23 protein-coding genes and 1 pseudogene are annotated in these 24655 nt (G+C 36.4%); 12 read left to right on the top strand and 12 right to left on the bottom strand.

Annotated features, from left to right (window positions below; translation table 11 throughout):
- Positions 1–103 precede the first annotated feature (103 nt).
- The 4 genes from C2I06_RS00490 to C2I06_RS00475 form a co-directional block, all read right to left on the bottom strand.
- Entirely contained in the window at positions 104–820 is a 717-nt protein-coding gene (locus C2I06_RS00490) for a LutC/YkgG family protein (RefSeq protein ID WP_095330032.1), read from the bottom strand.
- Positions 820–2247, bottom strand: coding sequence for a LutB/LldF family L-lactate oxidation iron-sulfur protein (locus C2I06_RS00485; protein ID WP_095330033.1), 1428 nt, complete (start codon positions 2245–2247; stop codon positions 820–822). Before C2I06_RS00485 ends, C2I06_RS00490 begins: the two co-directional genes overlap by 1 nt.
- A 17-nt stretch (positions 2248–2264) precedes the next feature.
- The gene (locus C2I06_RS00480) at positions 2265–2984 is read right to left on the bottom strand and encodes a (Fe-S)-binding protein (protein ID WP_123257239.1); all 720 of its coding nucleotides are present in this window, start codon (positions 2982–2984) and stop codon (positions 2265–2267) included.
- 433 nt (positions 2985–3417) lie between these two features.
- A complete protein-coding gene (locus C2I06_RS00475) occupies positions 3418–4146 on the bottom strand; it encodes a FadR/GntR family transcriptional regulator (protein ID WP_095330035.1) in 729 nt (242 codons plus the stop codon).
- A gap of 254 nt (positions 4147–4400) precedes the next feature.
- Between C2I06_RS00475 and C2I06_RS00470 the strand changes: the two genes are divergently transcribed.
- Positions 4401–6086 (top strand): L-lactate permease, encoded by a 1686-nt coding sequence (locus C2I06_RS00470; RefSeq protein ID WP_123257238.1) that lies wholly within the window; start codon positions 4401–4403, stop codon positions 6084–6086.
- A gap of 54 nt (positions 6087–6140) precedes the next feature.
- Here the strand turns inward: C2I06_RS00470 and C2I06_RS00465 are convergent, their stop codons facing one another.
- The 4 genes from C2I06_RS00465 to C2I06_RS00450 form a co-directional block, all read right to left on the bottom strand.
- Complete coding sequence (locus C2I06_RS00465; protein WP_123257237.1) at positions 6141–7406, bottom strand: molybdopterin molybdotransferase MoeA; 1266 nt, start codon at positions 7404–7406, stop codon at positions 6141–6143.
- Between the two features lie 103 nt (positions 7407–7509).
- A complete protein-coding gene (gene moaA, locus C2I06_RS00460; protein ID WP_095330038.1) occupies positions 7510–8511 on the bottom strand; it encodes a GTP 3',8-cyclase MoaA in 1002 nt (333 codons plus the stop codon).
- Between the two features lie 133 nt (positions 8512–8644).
- Positions 8645–8953 carry a metal-sulfur cluster assembly factor gene (locus C2I06_RS00455; RefSeq protein WP_095330039.1) on the bottom strand — a complete coding sequence of 103 codons (309 nt, stop codon included), beginning with the start codon at positions 8951–8953 and terminating at the stop codon, positions 8645–8647.
- A gap of 119 nt (positions 8954–9072) precedes the next feature.
- The gene (locus tag C2I06_RS00450; protein ID WP_095330040.1) at positions 9073–9861 is read right to left on the bottom strand and encodes an alpha/beta fold hydrolase; all 789 of its coding nucleotides are present in this window, start codon (positions 9859–9861) and stop codon (positions 9073–9075) included.
- 330 nt (positions 9862–10191) lie between these two features.
- Between C2I06_RS00450 and C2I06_RS00445 the strand changes: the two genes are divergently transcribed.
- The 3 genes from C2I06_RS00445 to C2I06_RS00440 all read left to right on the top strand — a co-directional run bounded on the left by C2I06_RS00445 (position 10192) and on the right by C2I06_RS00440 (position 11484).
- Complete coding sequence (locus C2I06_RS00445) at positions 10192–11010, top strand: Cof-type HAD-IIB family hydrolase (protein WP_095330041.1); 819 nt, start codon at positions 10192–10194, stop codon at positions 11008–11010.
- Between the two features lie 135 nt (positions 11011–11145).
- Positions 11146–11298: a hypothetical protein gene (locus C2I06_RS24785; protein WP_162837581.1), complete on the top strand. Its 153-nt coding sequence runs from the start codon at positions 11146–11148 to the stop codon at positions 11296–11298.
- On the top strand, positions 11299–11484 hold the full coding sequence (locus C2I06_RS00440) for a DUF3813 domain-containing protein (RefSeq protein WP_095258823.1): 186 nt from the start codon (positions 11299–11301) through the stop codon (positions 11482–11484).
- A gap of 132 nt (positions 11485–11616) precedes the next feature.
- On the opposite strand, the gene C2I06_RS00435 is transcribed toward C2I06_RS00440, so the two are convergent.
- Both C2I06_RS00435 and C2I06_RS00430 read right to left on the bottom strand, forming a co-directional pair.
- Entirely contained in the window at positions 11617–11979 is a 363-nt protein-coding gene (locus C2I06_RS00435) for a hypothetical protein (RefSeq protein ID WP_095330042.1), read from the bottom strand.
- A gap of 13 nt (positions 11980–11992) precedes the next feature.
- Complete coding sequence (locus C2I06_RS00430) at positions 11993–12817, bottom strand: YitT family protein (protein ID WP_095330043.1); 825 nt, start codon at positions 12815–12817, stop codon at positions 11993–11995.
- A 207-nt stretch (positions 12818–13024) separates the two neighbouring features.
- Here C2I06_RS00430 and C2I06_RS00425 point away from each other — a divergent pair, with 207 nt between their 5' ends.
- Both C2I06_RS00425 and C2I06_RS00420 read left to right on the top strand, forming a co-directional pair.
- A complete protein-coding gene (locus tag C2I06_RS00425; protein WP_123257236.1) occupies positions 13025–13885 on the top strand; it encodes a DegV family protein in 861 nt (286 codons plus the stop codon).
- Positions 13886–13975: 90 nt separating this feature from the next.
- The gene (locus tag C2I06_RS00420; protein WP_082138337.1) at positions 13976–14107 is read left to right on the top strand and encodes a DUF3941 domain-containing protein; all 132 of its coding nucleotides are present in this window, start codon (positions 13976–13978) and stop codon (positions 14105–14107) included.
- 505 nt (positions 14108–14612) lie between these two features.
- On the opposite strand, the gene C2I06_RS00410 is transcribed toward C2I06_RS00420, so the two are convergent.
- Complete coding sequence (locus C2I06_RS00410; RefSeq protein WP_095330052.1) at positions 14613–15494, bottom strand: CvfB family protein; 882 nt, start codon at positions 15492–15494, stop codon at positions 14613–14615.
- Between the two features lie 199 nt (positions 15495–15693).
- Here C2I06_RS00410 and C2I06_RS00405 point away from each other — a divergent pair, with 199 nt between their 5' ends.
- The 5 genes and pseudogenes from C2I06_RS00405 (at position 15694) to C2I06_RS00385 (ending at position 21939) form a co-directional block, all read left to right on the top strand.
- Entirely contained in the window at positions 15694–16188 is a 495-nt protein-coding gene (locus C2I06_RS00405; protein WP_123257234.1) for a YajQ family cyclic di-GMP-binding protein, read from the top strand.
- Between the two features lie 540 nt (positions 16189–16728).
- The gene (locus C2I06_RS00400) at positions 16729–17604 is read left to right on the top strand and encodes an SDR family oxidoreductase (protein ID WP_095330053.1); all 876 of its coding nucleotides are present in this window, start codon (positions 16729–16731) and stop codon (positions 17602–17604) included.
- Positions 17605–17762: 158 nt separating this feature from the next.
- Positions 17763–19541 (top strand): alpha-glycosidase, encoded by a 1779-nt coding sequence (locus C2I06_RS00395; protein ID WP_123259084.1) that lies wholly within the window; start codon positions 17763–17765, stop codon positions 19539–19541.
- Between the two features lie 137 nt (positions 19542–19678).
- A complete protein-coding gene (locus tag C2I06_RS00390) occupies positions 19679–20584 on the top strand; it encodes a DMT family transporter (RefSeq protein WP_095330055.1) in 906 nt (301 codons plus the stop codon).
- Positions 20585–20839: 255 nt separating this feature from the next.
- Positions 20840–21939: pseudogene (locus C2I06_RS00385) on the top strand (GerAB/ArcD/ProY family transporter).
- 49 nt (positions 21940–21988) lie between these two features.
- On the opposite strand, the gene asnB reads toward C2I06_RS00385, so the two are convergent.
- A complete protein-coding gene (asnB, locus tag C2I06_RS00380) occupies positions 21989–23836 on the bottom strand; it encodes an asparagine synthase (glutamine-hydrolyzing) (RefSeq protein WP_095330057.1) in 1848 nt (615 codons plus the stop codon).
- 242 nt (positions 23837–24078) lie between these two features.
- On the opposite strand from asnB, the gene C2I06_RS00375 reads away from it, so the two are divergent.
- Positions 24079–24642: a DUF2777 domain-containing protein gene (locus C2I06_RS00375; protein WP_095330058.1), complete on the top strand. Its 564-nt coding sequence runs from the start codon at positions 24079–24081 to the stop codon at positions 24640–24642.
- Positions 24643–24655 lie beyond the last annotated feature (13 nt).

Raw genomic sequence — 24655 nt, 5'->3', positions numbered from 1 at the left:
TCTCATTCTCTTCCTAAAATTTCCGTCAATAGAAATTCATTTAACAACATCATCATATGAGGGTTTTATCTCGTGGTGTCAGAAATTTTCACAAAATGCTTATCTATAGATCTTCTACCACAATATAGGCAGCTTTTACAGGTCCGTGAACACCAACTACTAAATCCATTTCAATATCTGCTGAGTTACTTGGCCCCGTGATATAATTAATACAAGATGGGAGTACTTCTCCGTTTTGTACTTTTTCCCGTAAAACTTTTGCTGCTTGCGTCATTCTTGGCACAATTGTACTTTTTGGAACGATTACAATACTATTTATAGGTAAAAAACTAACTGTTCTGCCACGATCTTTTCCACTATACACAACAACAGTACCTGATTCCGCTAACGTAAGTTCACTTATGGTAATCCCTATATTCGCTTGTTCTGCTTTAGAAATATTTTCTTTTCCTAAGGAGGCATCCCATTCAAAGACATCGATATTCTCATCAGGCAGTTTCTCTTTTAATAGTGGTTCTAATCCATATTGCTGATAACGTGGATCTTTCCAAGTAACAATCTTCCCGCCACCAAATTCTTTTATTAAATGATGAAGTGTATGGTTCAATTCCTTTTGTGAAGTAATGACTAAATCAGTATGAATAAGTGTACATTGGGATTTTAATACTTCAACTAACTCATCCTTTGACGCATCTTTAAGCACTTCTTCTTGTGGGCAATAATTCCATTTTGGCTTTTCAAGTTTTATTTTTCTTTGTCTGCCCAATCTCGACGCAATGGTTTCAAGAAAAGCATCTCTGTTATGGATTGTTCCTGTCATTATTTTTCCTCCTCCTTCTCTCGATTCTTGAACCAATCACGAAATCTCTCTTTATTTGGGGCAGGAAGATCACGAATATCTGTCCATTCTTTTAACATTCCGATCCCTTTTGTAATCTTGTCTCCTTTTACTAATGGTTTCGTCATAGCTGGTGCGATTTTCGAGCCTATATTATACAGCTTTGGCGAAGAAGCACCGATGCCAAATGCTTTGAATATCATTTTTTCAGAGATTGGGGCTTTCCCTTCCTTTTCGACTATTACTTGTCGATGCTTATGCAGCAGCTCATGAAGCGGGATTTTAACTGGGCATGCATCTGTACATGCAGCACAAAGAGTAGAAGCATAGGGAAGCTCTTTATATTCTTCATATCCACCTAATAGTGGAGAAAGTACTGCTCCAATTGGTCCAGAGTAAATAGAGCCATAGGAATGTCCACCAACCTGTCTATATACAGGGCAAACATTTACACATGCTGCACAGCGAATACATTGGAGAACAGATTGAAACGCTCCACCTAAAATATCTGAACGACCATTATCTACAATCACTAGATGAAAGTCCTCTGGTCCGTCCACATCCCCAGCTTCTTTTGGACCCGTTAATGTTGTTACATAACTTGTAAGCTTTTGGCCAACGGCACTTCTTGTCAACATCCCCACTAATACTTCCATTTCATTAAACGTGGGAACAATGCGCTCCATTCCCATTACGACAACTTGTGTTTTCGGAAGTGCTGCAACTAAATCAGCGTTACCTTCATTTGTTACGAGTGTAATCGAGCCTGTTTCTGCTACAGCAAAATTGCAGCCTGTAATTCCCATATCTGCCGTTAAATATTGATTTCGAAGCACTTGTCTTGCATGCCATGCTAATTCTTCTGGCTTTTCAGTATTTGTATAGTTTAATTTTTTTGTGAATACATCCCGGATTTGTTCTTTATTTTTATGCAAGGCCGGAACCACAATATGAGATGGAGGATCATGGTCATCTACTTGCAGAATATATTCTCCTAAATCTGTTTCAATTACTTCACAGCCTGCCTCTTCTAACTTTTGATTTAACGAGATTTCCTCCGTTACCATAGACTTTGCTTTTACTACTTTTTTCACGTTTTTATCTCTTGCCACTTGTTCAATATAGGCACTTGCCTCTTCTGCCGTTTTAGCAAAATAGACATGACCGCCACGTTTTGCCACCTGTTCGCTTAATTCATATAAATAATAATCTAAATTTTCTAAAACATGCTGGCGAATTTCTTCCCCGTGCGAACGCCAATCCTCCCAGTTTCCCATTGCCTCTGTCACATTGTTTTTTCTCGTTTGAATCGTTTGCTGTGCTTTGGAGACAGCTCCACGCATAAAGTCATTTCCTAGTTCTGTAGACACCCTATCTTTAAATTTTTGTGAACTTGTTTTCATCGACATAGCTTTTCATCCCCCTGTTAGGCTCGACTATTTAAAATTTCTGCTATATGTAAAGCTTTAATTGGTTTACCCTTGCGAGTAATTCTTCCCCCAATATTCATTAAGCAGCCTGCATCTGCACTAACTACATACTCGGCATTTGTTGATTCTACACAAGCTACCTTTTCGTCCACCATCTGCTCAGATATTTGCCCCATTTTCACAGAAAAAGTTCCTCCAAAACCACAGCAATTCTCTTTTAATGGTAATTCAGTATACTCTACTCCTTTTACATTTTTTAATAGCTTAATAGGAGCCTCTTTTACCCCTAGTAATCTCGTCATATGGCAGGATGTATGATAGGTGACCTTCCCATTGAAAGTTGCTCCCACATCTTCCACTTTTAAAACATCAACAATAAACTGTGTTAGTTCAAATGTTTTAGCAGCAAGTTCTTTTGCAATGGGCTCCCATACTGGATCCCCTTTAAAAATATGCTGATACTCATGGAACATATAGGCACAAGAACCAGAAGGGCAGACAATATATTCTGCATCTTGGAAGGATTTCATCATTGTTTTCATCACTTCCTTTGTTTCCTTTACATACCCACTATTATAAGATGGCTGGCCACAGCATATTTGTGTCGCAGGAAAATCGATTTCACATCCTAGTCTTTCTAATAATTCCACCGTTGCTTTTCCCACATCACTTTGAAACATATCAACTAGACATGTAGCAAATAATGTCACTTTCATCCTAAATATCCCCTTTTTAAGAATAAATGTACTACCCATTTGATGTTTATATTCCTATGAACAGGTCATCAGATGACTTGTTTACAATAAGACTGGCTCACGATAAATAGATAAAAAGAGTTACATACTTCCCCCCTATTTGATTTTGCTTATTTAGACTACTTCCTAAAAATTAGTAGATTTTAGAAAAATGAATTAGTTGGAAGGTTGGAACAACCAGAACACAAGCATACTCAGCTGGGATTAGTGAGACATTTGAGATTATGTATGTCTAAATAAACAGCGGTTTATACCAAGTCCTATATATTTTATGTTCCATCCTCATTACAGTAATTTTAAATAAATATTTCCATGAAGCGCTTTCATTAATATAGACTTTGTCGCTAAAATTTGCAAGAATAAAAAATGCAAATATCAATTTTGCAATAGCGGATCATACCTTCTGTTCTTTTTCAGCAAAATACTTTTGAAGCACTGCTTCTACCTTTTGTAAATGATAAAGCATCGCCTCACTCGCTTTTTCCGCGTTTTTTTCTAAAATAGACTCATAAATAGTAAGATGTTCCTCATAAAGTCGTTCCGTTGTTGTTTGTTTAGAAAACAGCCATAAACGTCTTGTTTCTTTCATTGCTTCCTGCATTATATCAGAAACGTTGAGCAATAAATTTACCAGCAAAGGATTTTGTGAAGCTGCTGCTACGCCTAAATGGAAGTTTAAATCTGACTTTTCACCTAATTCTTCTACTCCATTTGCCTGTTTCATTTCTTCTAGCGCCTGTTTCATTTTTTGCAAATCTTCGTTTGTACGTTTATTCGCTGCTGCAGCTGCAGCACCTACCTCCATAATCCTTCTTACTTCAAGGAGGTGATTTAGATCTTTTTCCTTCATCAAAATTGCTGTAGGAAAAGAAAAAGAAATTTGATCGGCTTCAAACCTTTTCACATAAGTACCTTCCCCTTGCTTCATTTCAATTAACCCTTTAGCTTTTAATGCGGAAAGTGCTTCCCTTACGGCTGAACGGCTTACTTGGAAGTTTTCGGCAAGCTGCTGTACAGATGCCAACTTTTCTCCAGGCTTTAAAGCTCCTGAGCGAATTCCTTCATGCAAGGCTTCTGCAATTTCTTCATAAATTTTTTTTGGACGGATCTGCTTAAATTCCATCGTTCTACCTCCAACGCGTTCATCCTTTTTATTGTTATTATACTGCTAAAAGTTACATTTTGCATAAAAAAAGACATAATATTGTCAATTTTATGTTGTTTTTTAAAAACTCTCATTTTATAATAGGTTCATCGAGTCATCAGATGACCTAATATTTTACAATTTATTTATGATAACGATTACTTCATCTGATAATTTAGATCAAACATTCATTAGAAAGAAATCGTAAGTAAAAAATTAAGGGGGCTGAAATAATGACGTTTACTCAAGACTTCACTGCTGTTGGCGACAATTTAGCATTATCCGCGATAGCTGCCGTAATTCCAATCTTATATTTTTTTTGGGCACTTGCCATCAAACGCATGAAGGGACATATGGCTGGAATTACAACCCTGCTTCTTGCTTTACTCCTTTCCGTAACCGCTTTCAATATGCCTGTTGGAATGAGTATTATGTCTGCGAGCCAAGGCATTGTTTATGGCTTATTACCTATTGGCTGGATTATTGTCACGTCAGTGCTTTTATATAAATTAACAGTGAAAAGCGGACAATTTTCTATCATACGAAATTTTATTTTGTCTATTACAGAGGATCGTAGACTTCAAGCATTGCTTGTAGCTTTCTCATTTGGGGCATTTTTAGAAGGCGCTGCTGGCTTTGGAGCACCTGTTGCTATTTCTGCTGCTCTTTTAGCTGGATTAGGCTTTAATCCATTATATGCTGCAGGCATCTGTTTATTAGCTAACACGGCACCTGTTGCATTCGGAGCGATAGGTATCCCAATTACTGCTGTTGAGGGACCAACTGGTATTCCGGCTTTTGAAATATCAAAAATGGTTGGTCGACAATTGCCTTTTATTTCCGTATTCATTCCGTTTTATCTTGTCATTATTATGGCGGGTTTTAAACGTGTATGGGAAGTACTTCCTGCTATTTTAGTATCAGGTATATCATTTGCACTTACACAATATTTATCTTCTAACTTCCTCGGACCTGAATTGCCTGATATTTTATCTGCGTTAGTTTCCTTATTTGCATTAGTTATTTTACTAAAGTTCTGGAAACCAAAAACAATTTTCCGATTTAAAGGTGAATTAGAAACAGCCGCTTCAGCTGAGATAAAAAAAGCTCCAGATCCTACATACTCTCCTGGTCAGATTTTTCATGCATGGTCTCCTTTTTTAGTATTAACTGCTTTCATTTCCCTTTGGGGGATACCTGTTATAAAAAATGCACTAACTGGCCATTATGAAGGGACAAATTTTATTTTAAAAGGTATTAATGGGTTGGGGGAACGATTGACTTTTCTGCCAGAAGTTCCATTACTTAACAATAAAATTATTAATGGCACTGGTGAAGCAGTTGCAGCTATTTTCAAATTAGAAGTGTTAGGAGCTGCCGGAACTGCCATTTTATTTTCTTGTATTGTAACAAAATATATTGCCCGCCTTTCTTGGAAAGATGTGTATGCAACAGCAAAGGAGACCCTTCATGAGTTGAAATTTCCAATTTTAACCATTTCATCTGTAGTCGGTTTTGCCTATGTAACAAATGCCTCTGGTATGTCTACAACACTTGGAATGACCTTAGCTAAGACAGGAGCTTTATTTCCATTTTTTTCTCCCGTATTGGGGTGGCTTGGTGTATTTATTACTGGATCTGACACATCTGCCAATTTAATGTTTGGAAATCTGCAAAAAGTAACTTCAATGTCTGTTGGTATGGATCCTGTCCTTGCTATTGCAGCTAACTCAAGTGGAGGAGTTACTGGAAAAATGATATCTCCACAATCTATCGCTGTAGCTTGTGCAGCTGTTGGTCTTGCTGGTAAAGAATCCGAGCTACTACGCTTTACCTTAAAACATAGTGTATTCCTACTATTAATAGTATGTCTCATTACTTTCCTGCAACACAATGTACTTTCTTGGATGATCCCTTAAAAAAATTAAAAAGAAGAGCAGTCTCTTAGATGAAAATGCTCTTCTTTTTCCGATCTACAATAATAATTGATTCTGAACCTCTTCCAACAGTATTACCTTTACTATATCCCCACATTTGTATCCAGATTCCCCTCCTGGCAAAATTGTAAGCCCATTGGCAGATGCCAAACTACTAACAATATTTGATTTGTCCATACCGCTAGTCCGAGTTTCTATCTTTCCATTTACAATAGATACCTTACTTCTAATAAGTCGAGTAAAGGAATTGGCATCTGGGAAATTCTCTTTTAATACCGCGTCCACAATAGGTAAGCGCGGGTTTTCTATAAATAAAAGGCTTTTTATGATCGGATTTGTAAATAACTCAAAACCAACATAGCAAGCAGATGGGTTCCCTGAAAGTCCAAATAATAATTTTCCATTTAAATTCGCTACCGTAGTGACACTGCCAGGCCTCATCGCAATTTTATTAAAAAGAACTTCTGCTCCAAGCTTACGGTAAATTTCTGGCAATAAATCATAATCGCCAACTGAAACACCACCTGTTGTTATCAACATGTCAACCGAATCTATTTTTTGGCGAATAGCTTCAAAACTTGTTTCCATGACATCTGGCAACTTGCCGAAATAGCGAGGAACCGCTCCTGCTCGTTCAATTTGTGCTAGTATCATATAGGCATTGCTGTTCCTTATTTTTCCTTCCTCCAGTTCCTCATGCACTTCCAATAATTCCGTTCCAGTTGCAAATAAACCTATAGTTGGTTTTTTGGCAACTGGAACTTGTTCTATACCAAATGTTGCTAAAACCGCCACTACTCCTGGATTGATTTTAGTTCCTTTTTTTAATAAGACTTCCCCCTTTTTTACATCCTCTCCTTGAAAAGAGATATTTTCTCCTTTATGTAACATATGATCTATTTTTATATATGTTTGGCCATTTTTTTTCCGCTCTACCGTCTTCTCAAGCATAACTACTGCATCGGCATCACGTGGTAACATGGCTCCTGTCATAATCCTGATTGCTTGGTACTCACCTATTTTTTTGGTCGAAACTTGCCCAGCACCAATTTCATCAATTATTTCAAACTCAACAGGCATTTCACATGATGCTCCATTTGTATCTTTTGCTCGTATTGCAAATCCATCATAGCTGGAACGATTAAATTTAGGCACATCATGTATTGCTTTTATATCTTCACTTAAATAACGGCCATTGCAATGATAGATTGAAACATATTCCTTTTCTCCTTCTCTCTTGTGTTCCATCACTCTGCTTATTGCCTCTTCTATTAGGATAGGAACTCTATTTTCCACTGTCATCGACTTTCACTCCTTATTTCCATGAACCAAAAAGAATGATGTATATCCTTCCACCATTCCTCCAAATCTCTTCTGTTGATTTTGTCATTTAATTTGTGGCATTTTATCCGCCTATATAAGACATTTCGACTTTTTTTCGCTGTTTTACTGTTTCTTCCGTTCTTTCATCGGAATAACGATCCCTTCTTTGTTCCCAAATGTTTTTTATAAAGCCTTCTAAAGCTGGATCATCTGCTCCTTCTCTAAGAAAATCACGAATATTATGGCCATTCCCATTAAAAAGACAGGTATATAGTTGGCCATTTGCAGAGAGCCGCGCTCTTGTACAGCTAGAGCAAAACGATTCGGAAACGGAGGTAATGAAGCCGACCAGCACACTTGCATCCTTATATTTATACTTTTTAGCTACTTCCCCAAAATAATCAGCCTCTACAGGCTCCAATTCAAAAGACTCTTGTAATTTCGCATATATTTCTTTTTTGGTAATAACATCCTTCATTTTCCATCCGTTAGTACTGCCAACATCCATATATTCAATAAAGCGAAGTTCTAGCTCATTTTCTTTACAATAGGTTGCCATTGGAATTATTTCGGAATCGTTCATTCCTTTTTTGATTACCATGTTTATTTTTATACTTAAGCCAGCATTTTGCGCTGCCTCTATTCCTTTTTTTACGGGAGCTACCCCTACATTGCGTCCATTCATCTGACCAAATAATTCATCATTTATACTATCTAAACTAATATTTACTCGCTTAAGACCAGCCTGCTTTAAATCACGGGCATATTTAGGAAGAAAAATTCCATTTGTAGTCAATGCAATATCCTCTAGACCTTCTAGTTGAATAAGTCTGGCAATTAGCACTGGCAAGTCCTTGCGTAACAATGGTTCTCCACCAGTTAACCTAATCTTCTCGACTCCCAATTTTACAAATATCCTAGCTATTCTTTCTATCTCATCATAAGTTAATAATTCACTTGGAGGAAGAAAGGGATAATCTGGACCAAAAATTTCTTTCGGCATGCAGTATTGACACCTTAAATTGCAACGATCAATCACACTAATGCGCAAATCTCTCAATGGGCGATTTAAAAGATCCTTCATATCATGCTTACTCCCTTTCCCTATACATTCACCAAAGTTTCACATTTATCTTTTTATCATACCATTTTTCATAATATACAGTATATTAAAAACAAAGAAAAAAAGAAGGTTTCCCTTCTTCCTCACTCACGGTTTATCGTACGCCTAAGGCAATTTTTGCATATCTGGACATTCTATCTTTTGTCCAAGCTGGCGACCAAACGATATTTACTTCTGTATCTTTAACTTCTGGAATATCTGTTAAAGCTGCTTTTACTTGATCCACAATAACGCCTGCGAGCGGACATCCCATTGCAGTTAGCGTCATGGTTACAACCAATAATCCCTCATCATTCAGTTCTAAGTCATAAACTAATCCTAAGTTTACAATATCAATTCCAAGCTCCGGATCGATAACAAGCTCTAGTGCACCCATTATACTGTCTTTTAATTCTTCATTCATTCAAAGGCACCCCTTATTTTTATTTATGGTAAAACGTATTTATCTATCTTCTAAAAAGGAAGCTTTATCTTTATAGTTACACTATAACAAATAATTATGATTTAAAAAAAGGATTTGAATCACGCTTTTACTAATCCTTCTGCTAAATGTTTCTCAAACCATTCCACCGTTTTCAGCATGGCTCTTCTGCTTACCTTATGGCCAGTATTATCTTCAGAAAGGTATTTTAGGCGATCTGGCGCATCTTTATATAAAGGTTTTATATGCTCATAAAATTGGTGGGAATAAGCATAAGGAACAACTTCATCTTTTTTACCATGCCAGAACATAAGAGGACGTTTTTGTAACATTTCTGGTGCCTTACTTAGGTCCAATTCCTCTAACTGTTTAATTAAATCTTCAATTTCATAATCACTTAATGGAAGCTCGTAGCCCCTCTTCTTTACTTCCGAAATGGTATAATGGGCAAATTTCTCATAATATGGCATTCCCATCAAGCTTACTGCCGTATTAATCCAAGGATACTTTCTTAATGCACCTAATGTAACGATTCCCCCCATACTTGTTCCTACAATCCCAATATATTGTTCATCGATTAGCTCTTTTTCGCTGAAATAATCTTTTATCACTTCTATTTCCTCAATCGTTTTCATCACGATATTCCAGAAATGCATGTTTAATTCCATCGCTGATAATCCTTGGTCTCGCTCTCCATGATACAAACAATCAGGCAATACAACACGAAACCCCTTCTCTGCTAAATGATAAGCGAAATGAAGATTGTGTTCCTTTGCACTAGTGAAGCCATGGGTAAATTGAATATATGGTCGTTTTTGATCATAGTGGTCTTTTTTTACAATATGCAGTACAGGTATTTCCTCTATATGTAATTTTTCAACCAAAATCATCGTTCAGCCCTCCTTTTTGGAAAAAAATAAATGATTCATGTAAAATAAAGGATAACTTCCTCTTTGATGATTAGGGAAACCAATCGGACTTTAAGGACTGTTATTTCCCCCTAATCATGCCATAAGCGAAAAAACGGCAAAGAATAGAAAGGGATTTATCTCTATCATTGATTTTACATAACTTAACATAAGTGAAAGTAGAATTAACGAATAAAGTGTAATAATATTTTATATGTATAAGTAAGTGTAACATGAAGTGGCTTTTTTTTCGAAAATTACGCCCCTTAAAGCTAGAATAAAAATTACTATATTGACACTAAAGGAGACATTATGACAGAAAAACATCTAATTGCCTTAGACCTTGACGGAACGTTATTAAAAGACGATAAAACTATTTCTCCTCTTACCAAAAAAGTCATCCAAAAAGCAATGGAGGATGGTCATGAAGTAATGATTGCAACAGGGAGACCCTTCCGCGCAAGTGAAGCGATTTATCATGAATTAAATTTACATACTCCTATCGTTAACTTTAATGGAGCTTTTATTCATCATCCAAAGGATACCGATTGGGGATTTTATCATTCTCCCCTTGATATACAAACAGCAAGGGATATTGTCGCCGCCTGCAATGATTACTCATTTCACAATATTATTGCGGAAGTAATGGATGAGGTTTATTATCATTATCACGATGAGAAATTGATTGATATTTTTTCATTAGGAAATCCAAAAGTAACTGTCGGAAATTTATTAGAATTTTTAGAAGCAGCACCTACTTCTATCCTTATTCATGCGGAGGAAGAACATGTTGCAGCCATTCGCAAGCATTTATCTGAAGTTCACGCCGATCTAATTGAACATCGCCGCTGGGCAGATCCATTTCATGTAATCGAAATTGTTAAATTAGGAATAAATAAAGCGATTGGCTTACAAAAAGTTTCTGATTACTACCAAATCCCACAAAGAAATATTATCGCATTCGGCGATGAAGACAATGATTTTGAAATGATTGAGTATGCCGGTAAAGGTGTTGCTATGGGAAATGCGATTGATGAACTAAAGACCCTTGCTAAGGATGTTACTTTATCCAATGAAGAAGACGGAATTGCTGTATATTTAAACGAAGCTTTAAATCTTCGTGTTCGCTAAAGCTGGTTATCATTACCGTCTTTAAAGACTAAAATATCGTCCATACTATAAGCGAAACAGTCACTACTGTTTCCGGGAAAATCAATGCTTCTTTCTGTCTTTCCAATTATACTCTAACACTCGGAGGGATCATCAATGGGAAAACGAAATAAATCGAAACGCTTCGTACAACAAGGAGTAGATTCCGTATCCAAGCATTCCGAACGTATCCCTTATCATATGACATATGCTGAAGCTGAGAGCTATAAAATGTCAAATGAAAGACAGTCTCATGGAGGATTAGAATAAATGGGAAATAGACTTTTTCAAGAAGCCAGACAAGCAGTTGAGGCAGCTAAATATGGAAATGGTAATGATGGCTTAGTGGATAAAGCAAAAAATGCCATAAGCTCTGCTTACGCAAATACCACATCAGCCGAACAACACCAATTAGCTGCATTACAAAAAGAGCTAGAGCAAATTCAGACACACTAATAAAAAAGCAGTCCAAGAAGGAACCCTCCATAAGCGATAGAAAAACAAATGCTTGGGAGAACGGCCTTTTAGGGGCTGCTTTTTCATTACCGAAAGTTTACTCCGGAGTAGCAATTCGCTTTTTTATACCAATTACGAAAATGTTTCTAGCACTACGGAATAGGGATCTCTTCCCTCTTCAGAAAAAAATATAATGATTGTTCCATTCGTCGGTAAATCTTTTTCCTCTATATGAATTTGCAGTGAGAATTGGTTATTACTAACTTGTAATTTCTGGTTTGCGATGAATTCATTGTGACCATCTTCGACAGAATAAAAAATGGTGCCTGTCGTAGTTGCTTTTCCTTCCACAAGATAATTCCCTCTTGTACCACTAACAGTTACATCTTCTATCTTGACTTGCTCTTTTCCTGAGTTAGCTGCTGCTGTTATGGTAAGAAACGGCAGGAAGCTGCTAATTAACATGCATAAGAATACGACAGTCGTTTTTTTCAATATCGTTCCTCCTTTAAGCTTTTCTAAAGAAACCTAGTACGGCTGTTGTTTGCACAACATTTGTAAATGCTTGGGGATCCACTTCTTTAATGATTCGTTCGATATCAAATAGCTCATAACGAGTCACGACAATCATTAGCATTTCCTTTGGCTCATTGGAAAATGCTCCTCTTGCTGGCAAAATCGTAATTCCTCTTACTAATTTTTCATGGATTGCTACTTTTAGCTCAGCTGTTTTCTTCGTAATAATCATTACCGTTAATTTTTGATGGGCTGTATGTATCGTATCAATCACTTTCGTTGCTGCATATAGATTAACGAGCGTATATAACGCTTTTTCCCATCCGAACATAGCACCTGCTGTGATAATAATAGCTCCATTTAGAATAAAGAAATAAGTACCGACAGGCTTATCCTGTACACGGGACAGAATCATAGCGATAATGTCCATGCCTCCTGTTGATGCACCCCACTTTAACGTTAATCCAACCCCCACAGCCGCAATGACACCGCCAAATACAGCATTTAACAATATATCATGGGAATAGCTTGTTTCCGGAATGATTTCCATAAATAAAGACATAAAAGCAACACTTAAAAAACTAAAGAAGGTAAATGATTTTCCGACTTTAATCCAACCAACTATTGCAATTGGAACATTCAGGATAAATAGTAAAAGCCCTGTAGAAATAGGCGTAATTTTGGATATAAGCTGAGCCACTCCTGCAAAACCGCTGGCATATACATCAGCAGGTATCAAGAAAAAATTCATAGCAATCGCATTTAATAGCGCTCCAAAGATAACAACGATTAATTTTTTTGTTAATAACCAATACATAAGTGTCCTCCAATACGATATATAGTAATTTTTACTATTTTTACTTTAACTATTCATTTGTTTTTTCTCTAAAAGTTTTATAAACTACAAATAAGTATGCCTTGTTTTCAAAAAACAAGGCATTTTCAAAGAGATTATCGTTATTTATCATAACCGTACTCCAATAACCATATGTTTTTATAAAAAAAAGAAAGAAGTGGAATGAATATGACTTTTAAAATCCTAGCAGATAGTGCGAGTGATTTACCTCTATCCTATTATGAGAAGAACGAGGTTACACTATTACCGCTAAAGGTTAACTTAGACGGTAAAGAATACGAGGATTTAAAAACGATTGAACCAGCTACTGTTTATAATGCTATACGCAGTGGACAAGTTCCAAAAACATCACAAGTTTCGCCAGCTTTATTTAAAGATGTTTTTACAACATTAGCTCAAAATAATGAAAAAGGTATTTATATTGCTTTTTCTTCGCAATTATCTGGAACATACCAAACAGCAGTAATGATTTCAGAGCAAGTAAAGGAGGAATATCCCGACTTTGCTTTAACCATCATTGATAGCAAATGTGCATCATTAGGTGCTGGTTTAGTGGTTCAAGAAGCAGTGAAACTCCGCGATCAAGGTAAAGACGTAAGTGAAATTATACCACGACTCCAATTCTTATGCGAGCATATGGAGCACTTATTTACTGTCGAAGATCTAGAATATTTAGCAAAAGGCGGACGTGTTTCGAAGGCCTCTGCATTCCTTGGCGGATTACTAAATATAAAGCCTTTATTACATGTAGAAGACGGGAAACTCGTTCCTCTTGAAAAAATCCGCGGGAAAAAGAAACTCCTGCGCAGAATGATTGACCTAATAGCAGAACGAGGAGATAAGCTGGATCAACAAGTGTTCGCGATCAGTCACGCAGATGATGAAGCAACAGCTGTGGAAGTAAAAGAAATGATTATGGAAAAATTCCAACCAAAAGATGTATTCATTTCCTCTATCGGCGCATCTGTAGGCTCACACACTGGTGCTGGAACAATCGCTATTTTCTTCTTAAATAAGCTACCTGAATAAGCACGGTAAAAAGTATAAAATTTACTTCTTTCACTCATACTAACAATGTTCTAACTGAACAAAAGCTGACGTTGAAAGGAGTATTTTTTTATGCCACATACTTCTGATAATGATAAAAAAGCAAAAGACAATAATGCATTGCGTCATGAAAAGAACATGATGCGTGAAAAAAACCGCAAAAAAGGCAAACATCAATACAGTAAAAAGACAGATCATTTGTAAGAAGATGGTTGCTAGATGAATAAGAAAAAGAGCTGCCAGATTATAGGCAGTTCTTTTTGATTGAAAGATTTCAGTTCAGTTTTGGCACTACCTCTAGCTGATGGAAAGTTATCGAAATCATACTCTATTCCGTTTTGCGGAAAAGGGCTCTGAGGTGGTTTCTCTGTTCCCGTTTTAGCTTTCTCTTTTACCAAACAGGCTCTGAGGCGAGTTCTCTGTTCCCTTTTAGCTTTCTCTTTTCCCAAAACGGGCTCTGAGGCGAGTTCTCTGTTCCCTTTTAGCTTTCTCTTTTCCCAAAACGGGCTCTGAGGCGAGTTCTCTGTTCCCTTTTAGCTTTCTCTTTCCCAAAACGGGCTCTGAGATTGCTTCTCTCTTCCCTTTTATCGTTCTCTACTGCCGAAACGGGCTCTGAGGCGAGCACCTCCTGAATTCCTAGATCTTTCTAAATAAAAAAGGCATTCCAAAGCTATAACCACTTTGAAATCCCCTTATATCCGCCTACATTTTAATTATTTTGATTATCTTCCTTTAAATACGTCCAGCCTTCTTCTTGGTACACTTTATTTTCTTTCATTAGTCTCCCAAGCGCTCGTTTGAACGAACCTTTACTTAAATTAAAACGTTCCTTAATGTCCTCAGGCATACTCTTATCCCCATAAGGCATTGCGCCTTTACGAGTTATTAAATAGTCTAAGATTAGTTGGGAATCTTTATCAAGCGCTTCTTCTTTTCTCGGCAATAATGAAACATTTACAGTTCCATCTAGCTTAACATCAATGATACGCCCATTTACTTTTTCCCCTAATCTTGGTTCCTTGCCTCGCTCAGATTCATGAATAAATCCTTTAAAGCCTTCTGCTGTATAAATCCAGCTTCCTACTTTTGCTGTTCGATAAATATACCCATGAATATTTTTATTAAAATCTTCTCTTGTTGCTTTTGCTGCCATTTCTTCAATAATAGGATCCGTTGCTGGTTTTACATATAAATAGTTATTCTTATTTACCTTTAATGTTATATAAAGCATATCGCCCACTTCTGGCCATACCTCTTCATGTACTGGTAAATCATCTTCCCCTAATAGCATGTCCTTTTTTAGCCCTATATCAAAGAAACAGCCAATTCCTTCTTTGCGGTCTGTTACTTTCACCCAATCGTATTTACCTACTGCAATGGACGGAATAAAGGTACTTGAGCAAGCTCTTCCCTGTGAATCACTATATATAAAAACGCGGACTTCATCCCCCTCTTCAAATTTTTGATCAGTTTCACTGAAGTGTAAAAGCACATCTTCGTCTTCCTCTTCAATTGTCAAAAAATACCCAAAAGATGCAATCCTAGCAACTGTTAATATTTCTACGCGTCCCATATAATCTCTTAACGACATTTTGTTTCCTCCTTAAATTCTTGTCTATTTCAACTTTATCTATATTCTGCTATCCTAATTATTCCCTTATTAACGAATACTTCATGCCTAAAGTTGTTACAACTGCTACATTTTACTATAATACAAGCATAAAAGAAATTGGATTTACTACAGAGTTGCTTTTAATTTGTGTTAAATTCCAATTAATCAGGAGGTAAATATGGCAAAAGAAAGTTCATTTGACATTGTATCCAAGGTAGATTTTTCAGAGGTTACGAATGCTGTCCAGCTTGCAATGAAAGAAATTCAAAATCGGTATGATTTTAAAGGTAGCAAGAGTAATGTGACGCTGGATAAAGAAGAATTGGTTCTTGTTTCAGATGATGAATATAAATTAGAACAGCTTAAAGATGTTCTTATTAGCAAAATGTTTAAACGTGGTATTCCTATTAAAAACTTGGATTATGGCAAAATCGAAGGTGCTTCCGGCGGTACAGTTCGTCAAAGAGCGAAATTAGTGCAGGGAATTGATCGAGATAATGCCAAAATTATTAATTCATTAATTAAAAACAGTGGCTTAAAAGTGAAAACTCAACAACAGGACGATCAAATTCGGGTTACTGCTAAAAGCCGTGATGATTTACAAAAAATTATTGCTGCTGTGAAAGAAGAATCAAAAATTACGATTGATGTACAGTTTGTCAATTATCGTTAATGAAAAATAACAGCGGACACCAAGCTGGTGAACGCCACTTTTCTTTCAGCACAAGATATTTATGGTGCTCATCATGTGTATGAACACCACTTTTCTTTCAAAAAAAGGTTTTTATGGCGTTCATCAGGCGGATGAACACCACTTTTCTTTCAAAACAAGATATTTATAGCGTTCATCAGGCGGATGAACACCACTTTTCTTTCAAAAAAAGGTTTTTATGGCGTTCATCAGGCGGATGAACGCCCCTTTTCTTTCAAAACAAGGTATTTATGGCGTTCATCAGGCGGATGAACGCCCCTTTTCTTTCAAAAAAAGGTTTTTATAGCGTTCATCAGGCGGATGAACACCACTTTTCTTTCAAAACAAGATATTTATGGTGTTCATTAAACAAAGGAACACCACTTTAATCAAACAACTTTCATCATGCTTACCCCTTCATTTCCACAACTCCATATCACTCAACCCTATTTTTACCATGTTTATTTAAAAGAATTTGGGAAAAATAAGTAAACATGTACAGAATTAGAAGGAGTGATTGAATTGACTAATAGTAATAAGGAACAATTACAACAAACATTTCCACCACAGCATCAAGATCAGCAGCCAGGCATTCAGACAGAGATGAATCCTATACCTAAAGATGTCGATCCCTCTTATAGAGGCTCTGAAAAATTAAAAGGAAAAACTGCCATCATCACTGGAGGCGATAGTGGGATTGGCCGTTCTGTTGCTATCTATTATGCAAAAGAAGGTGCTGATATCACTATCGTATACTTAGATGAGCATGACGATGCCCAAAAGACGAAAGAATTAGTCGAAGCTGAAGGAGTAAAATGCTTACTGCTTGCTGGGGATATTGGTGATGAAAGCTTCTGTAAAGAGGTTGTAAAAAAGACCGTTTCAGAATTTGGCAAGGTTAATATTCTTGTAAATAATGCTGCAGAGCAACATCCACAATCAAGCATTCTAGATATCACGTCAGAACAATTAGAAAAAACTTTCCGCACCAATATTTTCTCAATGTTTCACTTAACAAAAGCCACTCTGCCCCACTTACAAAAAGGAGATGCGATTATTAATACAACGTCTATTACTGCGTATAAAGGTAATGAGACATTAATTGATTATTCCGCAACAAAAGGAGCTATTACGGCTTTCACTCGTTCCTTATCAGGCTCTCTTGCGGAACAAGGAATTCGAGTCAATGGGGTAGCACCAGGGCCAATTTGGACGCCACTTATCCCATCTACTTTTGATAGTGAGCAAGTTGCTTCTTTTGGAGGAAATACTCCTTTTAAACGTGCTGGCCAACCTTGTGAACTTGCCCCAGCGTATGTATATTTAGCTAGCAATGATTCTACCTATGTAACTGGACAGGTTATCCATGTCAACGGCGGTACGATTGTTAACGGCTAATCTTTTTATATAAATTCACTCAGAATCGCTCGCATGCATTTTGCGAGCGATTTTTTTTAATGTAAACAATTCGCTTCTCTCCTTTTAAAATCTAGCTAAACTGGCAACACTAGTGGCAAAAGAGATAGCAAGATTACAAAGGGAGTGTGAGAAAAGTGATTGATTTAGCCTCTATTTACCATCGCAGTGGAGATAATTACTGTTATTTACAAAATAAAGACGCTCTCCATATCCGGATCCGGACAAAAAAGGCAAATGTCACTGAAATAGAATTAATCTATGGAGATCAATACGAAATAGTCGACTATCAGTGGGTATCCCAGCGGTTATCGATGGAAAAAAGCGGTTCTGATTCTCTATTTGATTATTGGCATTGTACGATAACAAATAAAAAAAGAGTTCGCTATGGCTTTATTCTCCGAGATTCGGAACAGCAAGTAACTTATACCGAAAAGGGATTCTTTCCATTTATTCCAGAAGATGCTGGCTTTTACTTTTGCTTGCCATATCTTCATCTGAAAGACGTTTTTACTCCACCATCTTGGGTATCACAAACGATTTGGTATCAAATTTTTCCAGAGCGTTTCCGCAATGGGGATAGCTCTTTAAATCCAGTTGATACTGCACAATGGGGACAAGAGGAGCCTGGCTTATATAATTTCTTCGGCGGAGACTTTCAAGGTATTATGGACTCCCTAGACTATCTTACAGACCTTGGGATTACGGGGATTTATCTTACTCCAATTTTTCACGCTAAAAGCAATCATAAATACGATACGATTAACTATTTAGAAGTAGACCCGCAATTTGGCGATAGGGAGATGCTTAAGTACCTTGTGAAAGAATGTCATAATCGAGGAATTCGAGTGATGCTTGATGCCGTTTTCAATCATTGCGGCTATCATTTTCCGCCCTTTCAAGATGTACTAAAGAATGAAGAGCGTTCACGCTATAAAGATTGGTTCCATATACATAAATTTCCGTTAAAAGAAAATGATATGCTGCATTATGAAACATTCGGTTTCTATGAAGCCATGCCTAAATTTAATACAGCCAATCCAGAAGTAAAAGAATATCTACTTCATGTAGCGAAATATTGGATTACAGAATGTGATATTGATGGCTGGCGCTTAGATGTTGCCAATGAGATTGACCATGAATTTTGGCGTTCCTTCCGATCTGTTGTAAAATCACTAAAGCCTGACATTTTCATTCTCGGGGAAATTTGGCATGATTCCTTACCGTGGTTAAGAGGAGATCAATTTGATTCGGTAATGAATTATCCATTACTAACAAAAGCATTACAATTTTTTGCATATGATATGATTTCCCCTCAACAATTTATGGAAGAAATGACCACAACCTTACAAGCCTATCCAGATACAGTCAATAATGTATTATTTAATATTATCGGCAGTCATGATACACCACGAATTCTTCATGAATGCAGCTACCGGAAAGAACGAGTGAGGCTTTTATTTACCTTTCTTTTCACCTACCCTGGCACCCCTTGTATATATTATGGAGATGAAATCGGCTTAGGTGGCGGCAGCGATCCTGGATGTCGAAAATGTATGCCTTGGAATACAGAAGAGCATGATACGGAGCTAAAAGAATTTGTTAAGCGATTGATTCAAGTACGCAAACAAAGTTCCCCTCTTATCAATAATGGCACTTTTTATTTTCTATCCCAGTCTGATTCCTGTTTAGCCTATTATACAAAAGAGGAAGAGGAAATTCTTTTAACGGTTATCAATAAGAGTGACAAGGAAGCACAATTTCTTCTCCCCTTTCCATTACGCGGAAAAAAAATCTCTCTTTTATTAACAGAAGAAGAGTATGCTGCTGAATCAGATGATCTTGCCGTAATACTAGGACCATATGAATGCAGTATCCTTCGTTTCAATATGAATTATGAATATATCCATACAAGGTAATCTATCAGGCGAACATCGATTAAGATGATCACCTGATTCTTTTTTCCAAAAGATGCAAAATAATGATTGTTTCCTATCTTTGAACGTACTATATTTACTATTATATCGAATTGTTACAATTGTCAGGGGGAAACAAAGTGAATCAGCAAACAGCACCTAAATCCATTGGGATTCCACTCCTTATATCGATTATCGCTATCTCATTTTCTGCGATTTTCGTAAAATGGTCGGAGGCACCTGCCACTATTTTAAGTATGTACAGGATGTGGCTTGCCTGTCTTATTATGATTCCTATGGTCTACATCCATCGAAATGATTTTAAAAAACTAACAAAAAGAGATTGGGCATTCTTATTTTTTTCAGGCTCTTTTTTGGCCTTGCATTTTGCCCTATGGTTTAGTTCTCTAAAGTTTACTACGGTAGCCAGCTCTACGATTATATTGGCTTTACAGCCTATTGTTTCTCTTCTTGGCGGGTTTATTTTCTTTCGGGAGAGAACTACCTCTACTGCTATTATGACTATGGGGATTGCCATTATTGGGGCGATGATGATTGGCTGGGGAGACATTGGATTAGACAGCAATGCTATTATAGGAGATGTTCTTTCTTTCTTAAGTGTAATTGCTGTAGTCGGCTACTTATTAATCGGTCAAAATATTATCAAAAAAATGACTCACTGGATCTATACGTTTACTGTTTTCTTTTTCGCTGCTTGTTTGTTAACCGTTTATAATCTATTGGCTGGTGAGGCATTAACAGGCTATTCTGGCAGAGAATGGGGTATATTTGTTTTGCTTGCGATTGTTCCAACACTTGCACATGTCATTAATAATTGGTTACTTAATTATGTTAATGCAACAACTATTTCCATGAGTATTCTCGGTGAGCCAGTCGGAGCCACGCTTTTAGCTGTTTTACTATTGAATGAGCAATTAATCTTCGCACAACTTTTAGGTGGATTACTCGTTTTGTTCGGGGTGTTCTTTTTCCTCCTACAAAAGCAACCTAAATCTACCATTACGCAAGAAAAACCAATTGGTTAGATTAACAAGAAACAGCAAGACTAGAATATAATCAAATATGATTTTTATAAGGCGAGCTATTCAATATATTTAAGTGCAATAGATAATAGTGTAAATCTTAGGCCGGAAATATTATTCCGGCCCTTTTTCTTTCCAAACCTCACCAATCAATCTTTTAAAAATCGCAAAAATCTTTTCCTCTTCTGCATATTCCTAGTAAATTAGCAAATACTACTTTAAGCATATACCATATTTCTAATTAGGAGATTCTTTTTCATGCTAAAAGAAAATCTATCTTTAAGTCAGTTATTTGCCATTATTATAGGCTTTAACTTAGGGACAACGCTTGTGGTGGTGCTTGGTATTACAGCAAAAGAGGATGCTTGGATTACCGTTCTTCTATCTACCATTATCGGCTTAATAGTGTCCTCCTTTTTTCTTCATATAAATGAGCTAGTACCTTCTAAAAATTTGTTTGAAATTATTGAGTTTGGATTCAATAGATTTATGGCAATCCCTATTACCCTCGTCTATTCCCTTTATTTTTTTATCTAGCCGCAAGAACGATCAGGGATTTTGGGGAATTAACATCTACCTTTATCCTTCCTTTAACTCCTATTGAAATCATCGTTATTACTTTAATGCTTATTATTGGCTATATTTTGTATTTGGGAATTGAAATCTTAGGGCGGACAACAGAAATATTCACTCCATACTCAGCAGTATTTCTGTTCTTGCTTATTATCTTTTTATTTGCTAGTGGCAATCTGTCTATTACAAAGATTCAACCTGTATTAGCAAGAGGGATACTACCAGTAGTGAAGGCTATATTTCCAATCGAAGTGAGTAGACCTTATGGAGAAATGCTTGTTATGACGTGTATATTTCCTCTCATAACGAATGTAAAATGGAGAAAAAAATCTATTCTAGCTTCCGTAGCTGTATCAGGTTTTTTGCTCGCCATTGCTACATTAATTATTATTTTATCATTAGGGATTAATACTTCCTCCAGGGCTACATTTCCCCTTTTAAGTACGACAAGACTTATTTCAATTGGAGAGTTTATTGAAAGAATAGATGCTCTAGCTGTTTTTATTATCATATTAGGAATAGTTATCAAGAGCTCTATCTTTATTTATTCCGGCTTAAAGGGATTAGAATATATTTTTAAACAGCCCTATCGCTTCTATGTTGTACCTATTATTTGTCTTATTTCGATGTTTTCTATTTTCATTAGTATGGAAATAAATGACCATGTTCGAGAAGGTGCAGTGGTTGTTCCGTATCTCCTATATATACCTTTGCAATTTGCCTTCCCTTGCTATTTATTATTTATTCTATTAATCAAGAAGGTTAAATCACATAACAATCCCTAGCTAGCAGAGTCATTCCTGCTAGCTAGGGATTGTTTAATTATTCACTATTTTATTCGACAATATTAATCTGATAGTCTTTAAACCAATAATGGATTTGTACTAAATGGGCAAGTAATTGTGGACCTGTCATCAATTGGCCGAACCATGGTTCTTTAAATGCAGAGCCTTCTGTTTCAATAATTTCGGTGAGACTTTCCTTATCAAAGAATTCATATAAAACAGAACTTTTATCTGCTAAAGCACTTTTCAGCATATCACTTACTGTTTTTGTGTAAATGGGATTATGTGTTTTAGGATATGGACTTTTTTTGCGATAGAGCACTTCATCTGGTAGGATTCCTTCTAACGCTTTCCGTAATAATCCTTTCTCTCTTCCCATGTAATTTTTCATTTCCCATGGTACATTCCACACATATTCAACTAAACGATGGTCAGCAAATGGTACACGCACCTCTAGGCTTGCTCCCATACTCATTCTATCTTTCCGCTCTAATAAAGTAGTCATAAACCATAATTGATTGAGATAAAACAATTCTCGACGCTTAGCATCTTCTTTACTTTCTCCTGCTAACTTTGGTGTTTCTGCAATGGTTTGATTATATTTATCCATCATATAATCTTCTAATTGCAATTTATTGCTCCACGAATCTTTCAATAAGTTTTGTCGTTCTTGGATCGATCTCATCCATGGAAAGCCTCCTCTTTGCAAATCGGCCTCTCTTCTAAACCATGGATAGCCTCCAAAAATTTCATCTGCGCATTCCCCAGATAAGCTAACGACAAAGTCTTTTTTTATTTCTCGACAAAACCATAAAAGGGAAGAATCTACATCTGCCATACCAGGCACATCTCTGACTGTTACTGCCTCATGTAAAAAGTCAGCTAATGTCTCTTGGGTGATGATACAATTATGGTGAATGGTTCCAAATGTATCTGTCATTTTTTTTATATACACACCATCTGAATTTGGCTGAAATTCATTTGCTTTAAAGAACTTATCATTGCCTTCATAATCGATGGAATACGTATGAAGCGGTCCTTTCCCTGTTCTTTTATATTCCATGGAAGCAATTGCTGTGATAGCACTTGAATCCACTCCACCTGAAAGAAACGTGCTTAATGGTACATCTGATACTAATTGTCTTGTCACAGCATCTTTAAAAAGAAAGCGTACTTTTTCGACCGTTTCCTCAAAAGTATCCGTATGTTCTTCACTCTTCACATTCCAATAACGCCATACTTTAAGTCCATCCTGAGTAAATTTTAATGCATGCCCTGGCCGAAGCTCTTTAATCCCTTTGAAAATACCACTTCCTGGTGTATGAGAAGGTCCAAGTGCAAACACCTCAGCTAACCCTTCTCTATCCAGCTCTGCTTTCACATTTGGATGGGCTAGTAATGCCTTCAATTCCGACCCAAAAATAAAACCAGTGCTAATTTCCGTGTAAAATAATGGTTTCACTCCTAAACGATCTCTTCCAATAAATAAGGAGTTCCGTTTCTCATCCCAAACAGCAAAAGCAAATATTCCGTTTAAGTATTGCAGACAATCTTCTCCCCACTCCATATAGGAAGTAAGTAAAACTTCTGTATCAGAATGACCTTGAAATGAATATCCTTTTATTAGTAATTCTTTTCTTATGTCTTCAGTATTATACAACTCGCCATTGTAGCAAATAGTGTAGTGAAATTCTTGTTTTTCTTTTGTCATTGGTTGAATACCATTTAGCGGATCTACTACCACTAAGCGTTTATGACCGAATCCTGCATGTAATGCAGTCCAAACATTTGTATCATCAGGGCCTCTTTTTGCCAATGTTTCAGCCATAGCCGATAAAATTTCCGACTCGTTTCTTAAATCTTTTTTGTAATCAACCCAACCTGTTATTCCACACATGATTATCATCCTTTCTTTCGTGGAACTTATGATTAGATACCAATCAATCAGTAGTATGAGGTATTCTATGCACCAAATCAAAAATGGTTATTTGTCCATAACAGGTTTATATATGTTCCATTCAAAAAAGAGAAATTAATCGTTTTCAATGTTTTAAGGAAGGAAAAAGAAGGATTAGTTATAAAATTTTGTTTATCTGTCTAAAAAGAATTTATGGGCGTGTAATCTTTGGGAGGTTTACAATGAACAATCAGCATAGATCAAAACTTATTGAATTTCAAACACGTGCCTTTACGAAAGGTACAGTCGAATATATAAATAATCAATGGATTTTTTTTGATGAAGAAACAGAAGAAGCAGCCATGCTGGATGAATATTTACACCAAGAAATTGAGATACGTTCTTTCAATCGCTGGCGAAAAGGCATTCTCCTAGAGGATGGCAAAGTAAATGTTTCTGGTACCATTCATTTTCTAGAGCACGAAGATCCTATCCGCATAAGAAAACACCTTGTGTTTGCTTTAGAAGAATTATTAGACGACTTAAGCGACGATAGCTTTTATCAGTTTATCACTACTTTAAATTCGATGAAGTTCTCCATATACGATTGTATATACTGTTATAATCATCTTACTTTTTTAAAGGATGAAAAACGAAAGAACGGGGTTAATATGATGATTTTTGATAATGAAGAAGGACTTTGTAGTGTTAATCATCATTTCTTTTATAATGAAAAAAGCACAGACCGCTTTGAATTCACCTTAAATACTGGAAAACGAATGATTGTGGAAAAATTGACTTCTTAAAAATGATCTGAAT

The sequence above is a fragment of the Niallia circulans genome, assembly GCF_003726095.1.
Lineage (GTDB): Bacteria > Bacillota > Bacilli > Bacillales > Cytobacillaceae > Niallia > Niallia circulans_A.
Note: the sequence above shows the minus strand (reverse complement) of the source record. Positions and strands in the feature narration are given on the sequence as shown.

Excerpts from the sequence above, each read along its gene's own strand:
- C2I06_RS00490 (WP_095330032.1), bottom strand. The coding sequence starts at position 820 with ATGACAGGAACAATCCATAACAGAGATGCTTTTCTTGAAACCATTGCG.
- C2I06_RS00485 (WP_095330033.1), bottom strand. The coding sequence starts at position 2,247 with ATGTCGATGAAAACAAGTTCACAAAAATTTAAAGATAGGGTGTCTACA.
- C2I06_RS00480 (WP_123257239.1), bottom strand. The coding sequence starts at position 2,984 with ATGAAAGTGACATTATTTGCTACATGTCTAGTTGATATGTTTCAAAGT.
- C2I06_RS00475 (WP_095330035.1), bottom strand. The coding sequence starts at position 4,146 with ATGGAATTTAAGCAGATCCGTCCAAAAAAAATTTATGAAGAAATTGCA.
- C2I06_RS00470 (WP_123257238.1), top strand. The coding sequence starts at position 4,401 with ATGACGTTTACTCAAGACTTCACTGCTGTTGGCGACAATTTAGCATTA.
- C2I06_RS00465 (WP_123257237.1), bottom strand. The coding sequence starts at position 7,406 with ATGACAGTGGAAAATAGAGTTCCTATCCTAATAGAAGAGGCAATAAGC.
- moaA (WP_095330038.1), bottom strand. The coding sequence starts at position 8,511 with ATGAAGGATCTTTTAAATCGCCCATTGAGAGATTTGCGCATTAGTGTG.
- C2I06_RS00455 (WP_095330039.1), bottom strand. The coding sequence starts at position 8,953 with ATGAATGAAGAATTAAAAGACAGTATAATGGGTGCACTAGAGCTTGTT.
- C2I06_RS00450 (WP_095330040.1), bottom strand. The coding sequence starts at position 9,861 with ATGATTTTGGTTGAAAAATTACATATAGAGGAAATACCTGTACTGCAT.
- C2I06_RS00445 (WP_095330041.1), top strand. The coding sequence starts at position 10,192 with ATGACAGAAAAACATCTAATTGCCTTAGACCTTGACGGAACGTTATTA.
- C2I06_RS24785 (WP_162837581.1), top strand. The coding sequence starts at position 11,146 with ATGGGAAAACGAAATAAATCGAAACGCTTCGTACAACAAGGAGTAGAT.
- C2I06_RS00440 (WP_095258823.1), top strand. The coding sequence starts at position 11,299 with ATGGGAAATAGACTTTTTCAAGAAGCCAGACAAGCAGTTGAGGCAGCT.
- C2I06_RS00430 (WP_095330043.1), bottom strand. The coding sequence starts at position 12,817 with ATGTATTGGTTATTAACAAAAAAATTAATCGTTGTTATCTTTGGAGCG.
- C2I06_RS00425 (WP_123257236.1), top strand. The coding sequence starts at position 13,025 with ATGACTTTTAAAATCCTAGCAGATAGTGCGAGTGATTTACCTCTATCC.
- C2I06_RS00420 (WP_082138337.1), top strand. The coding sequence starts at position 13,976 with ATGCCACATACTTCTGATAATGATAAAAAAGCAAAAGACAATAATGCA.
- C2I06_RS00410 (WP_095330052.1), bottom strand. The coding sequence starts at position 15,494 with ATGTCGTTAAGAGATTATATGGGACGCGTAGAAATATTAACAGTTGCT.
- C2I06_RS00405 (WP_123257234.1), top strand. The coding sequence starts at position 15,694 with ATGGCAAAAGAAAGTTCATTTGACATTGTATCCAAGGTAGATTTTTCA.
- asnB (WP_095330057.1), bottom strand. The coding sequence starts at position 23,836 with ATGTGTGGAATAACAGGTTGGGTTGATTACAAAAAAGATTTAAGAAAC.
- C2I06_RS00375 (WP_095330058.1), top strand. The coding sequence starts at position 24,079 with ATGAACAATCAGCATAGATCAAAACTTATTGAATTTCAAACACGTGCC.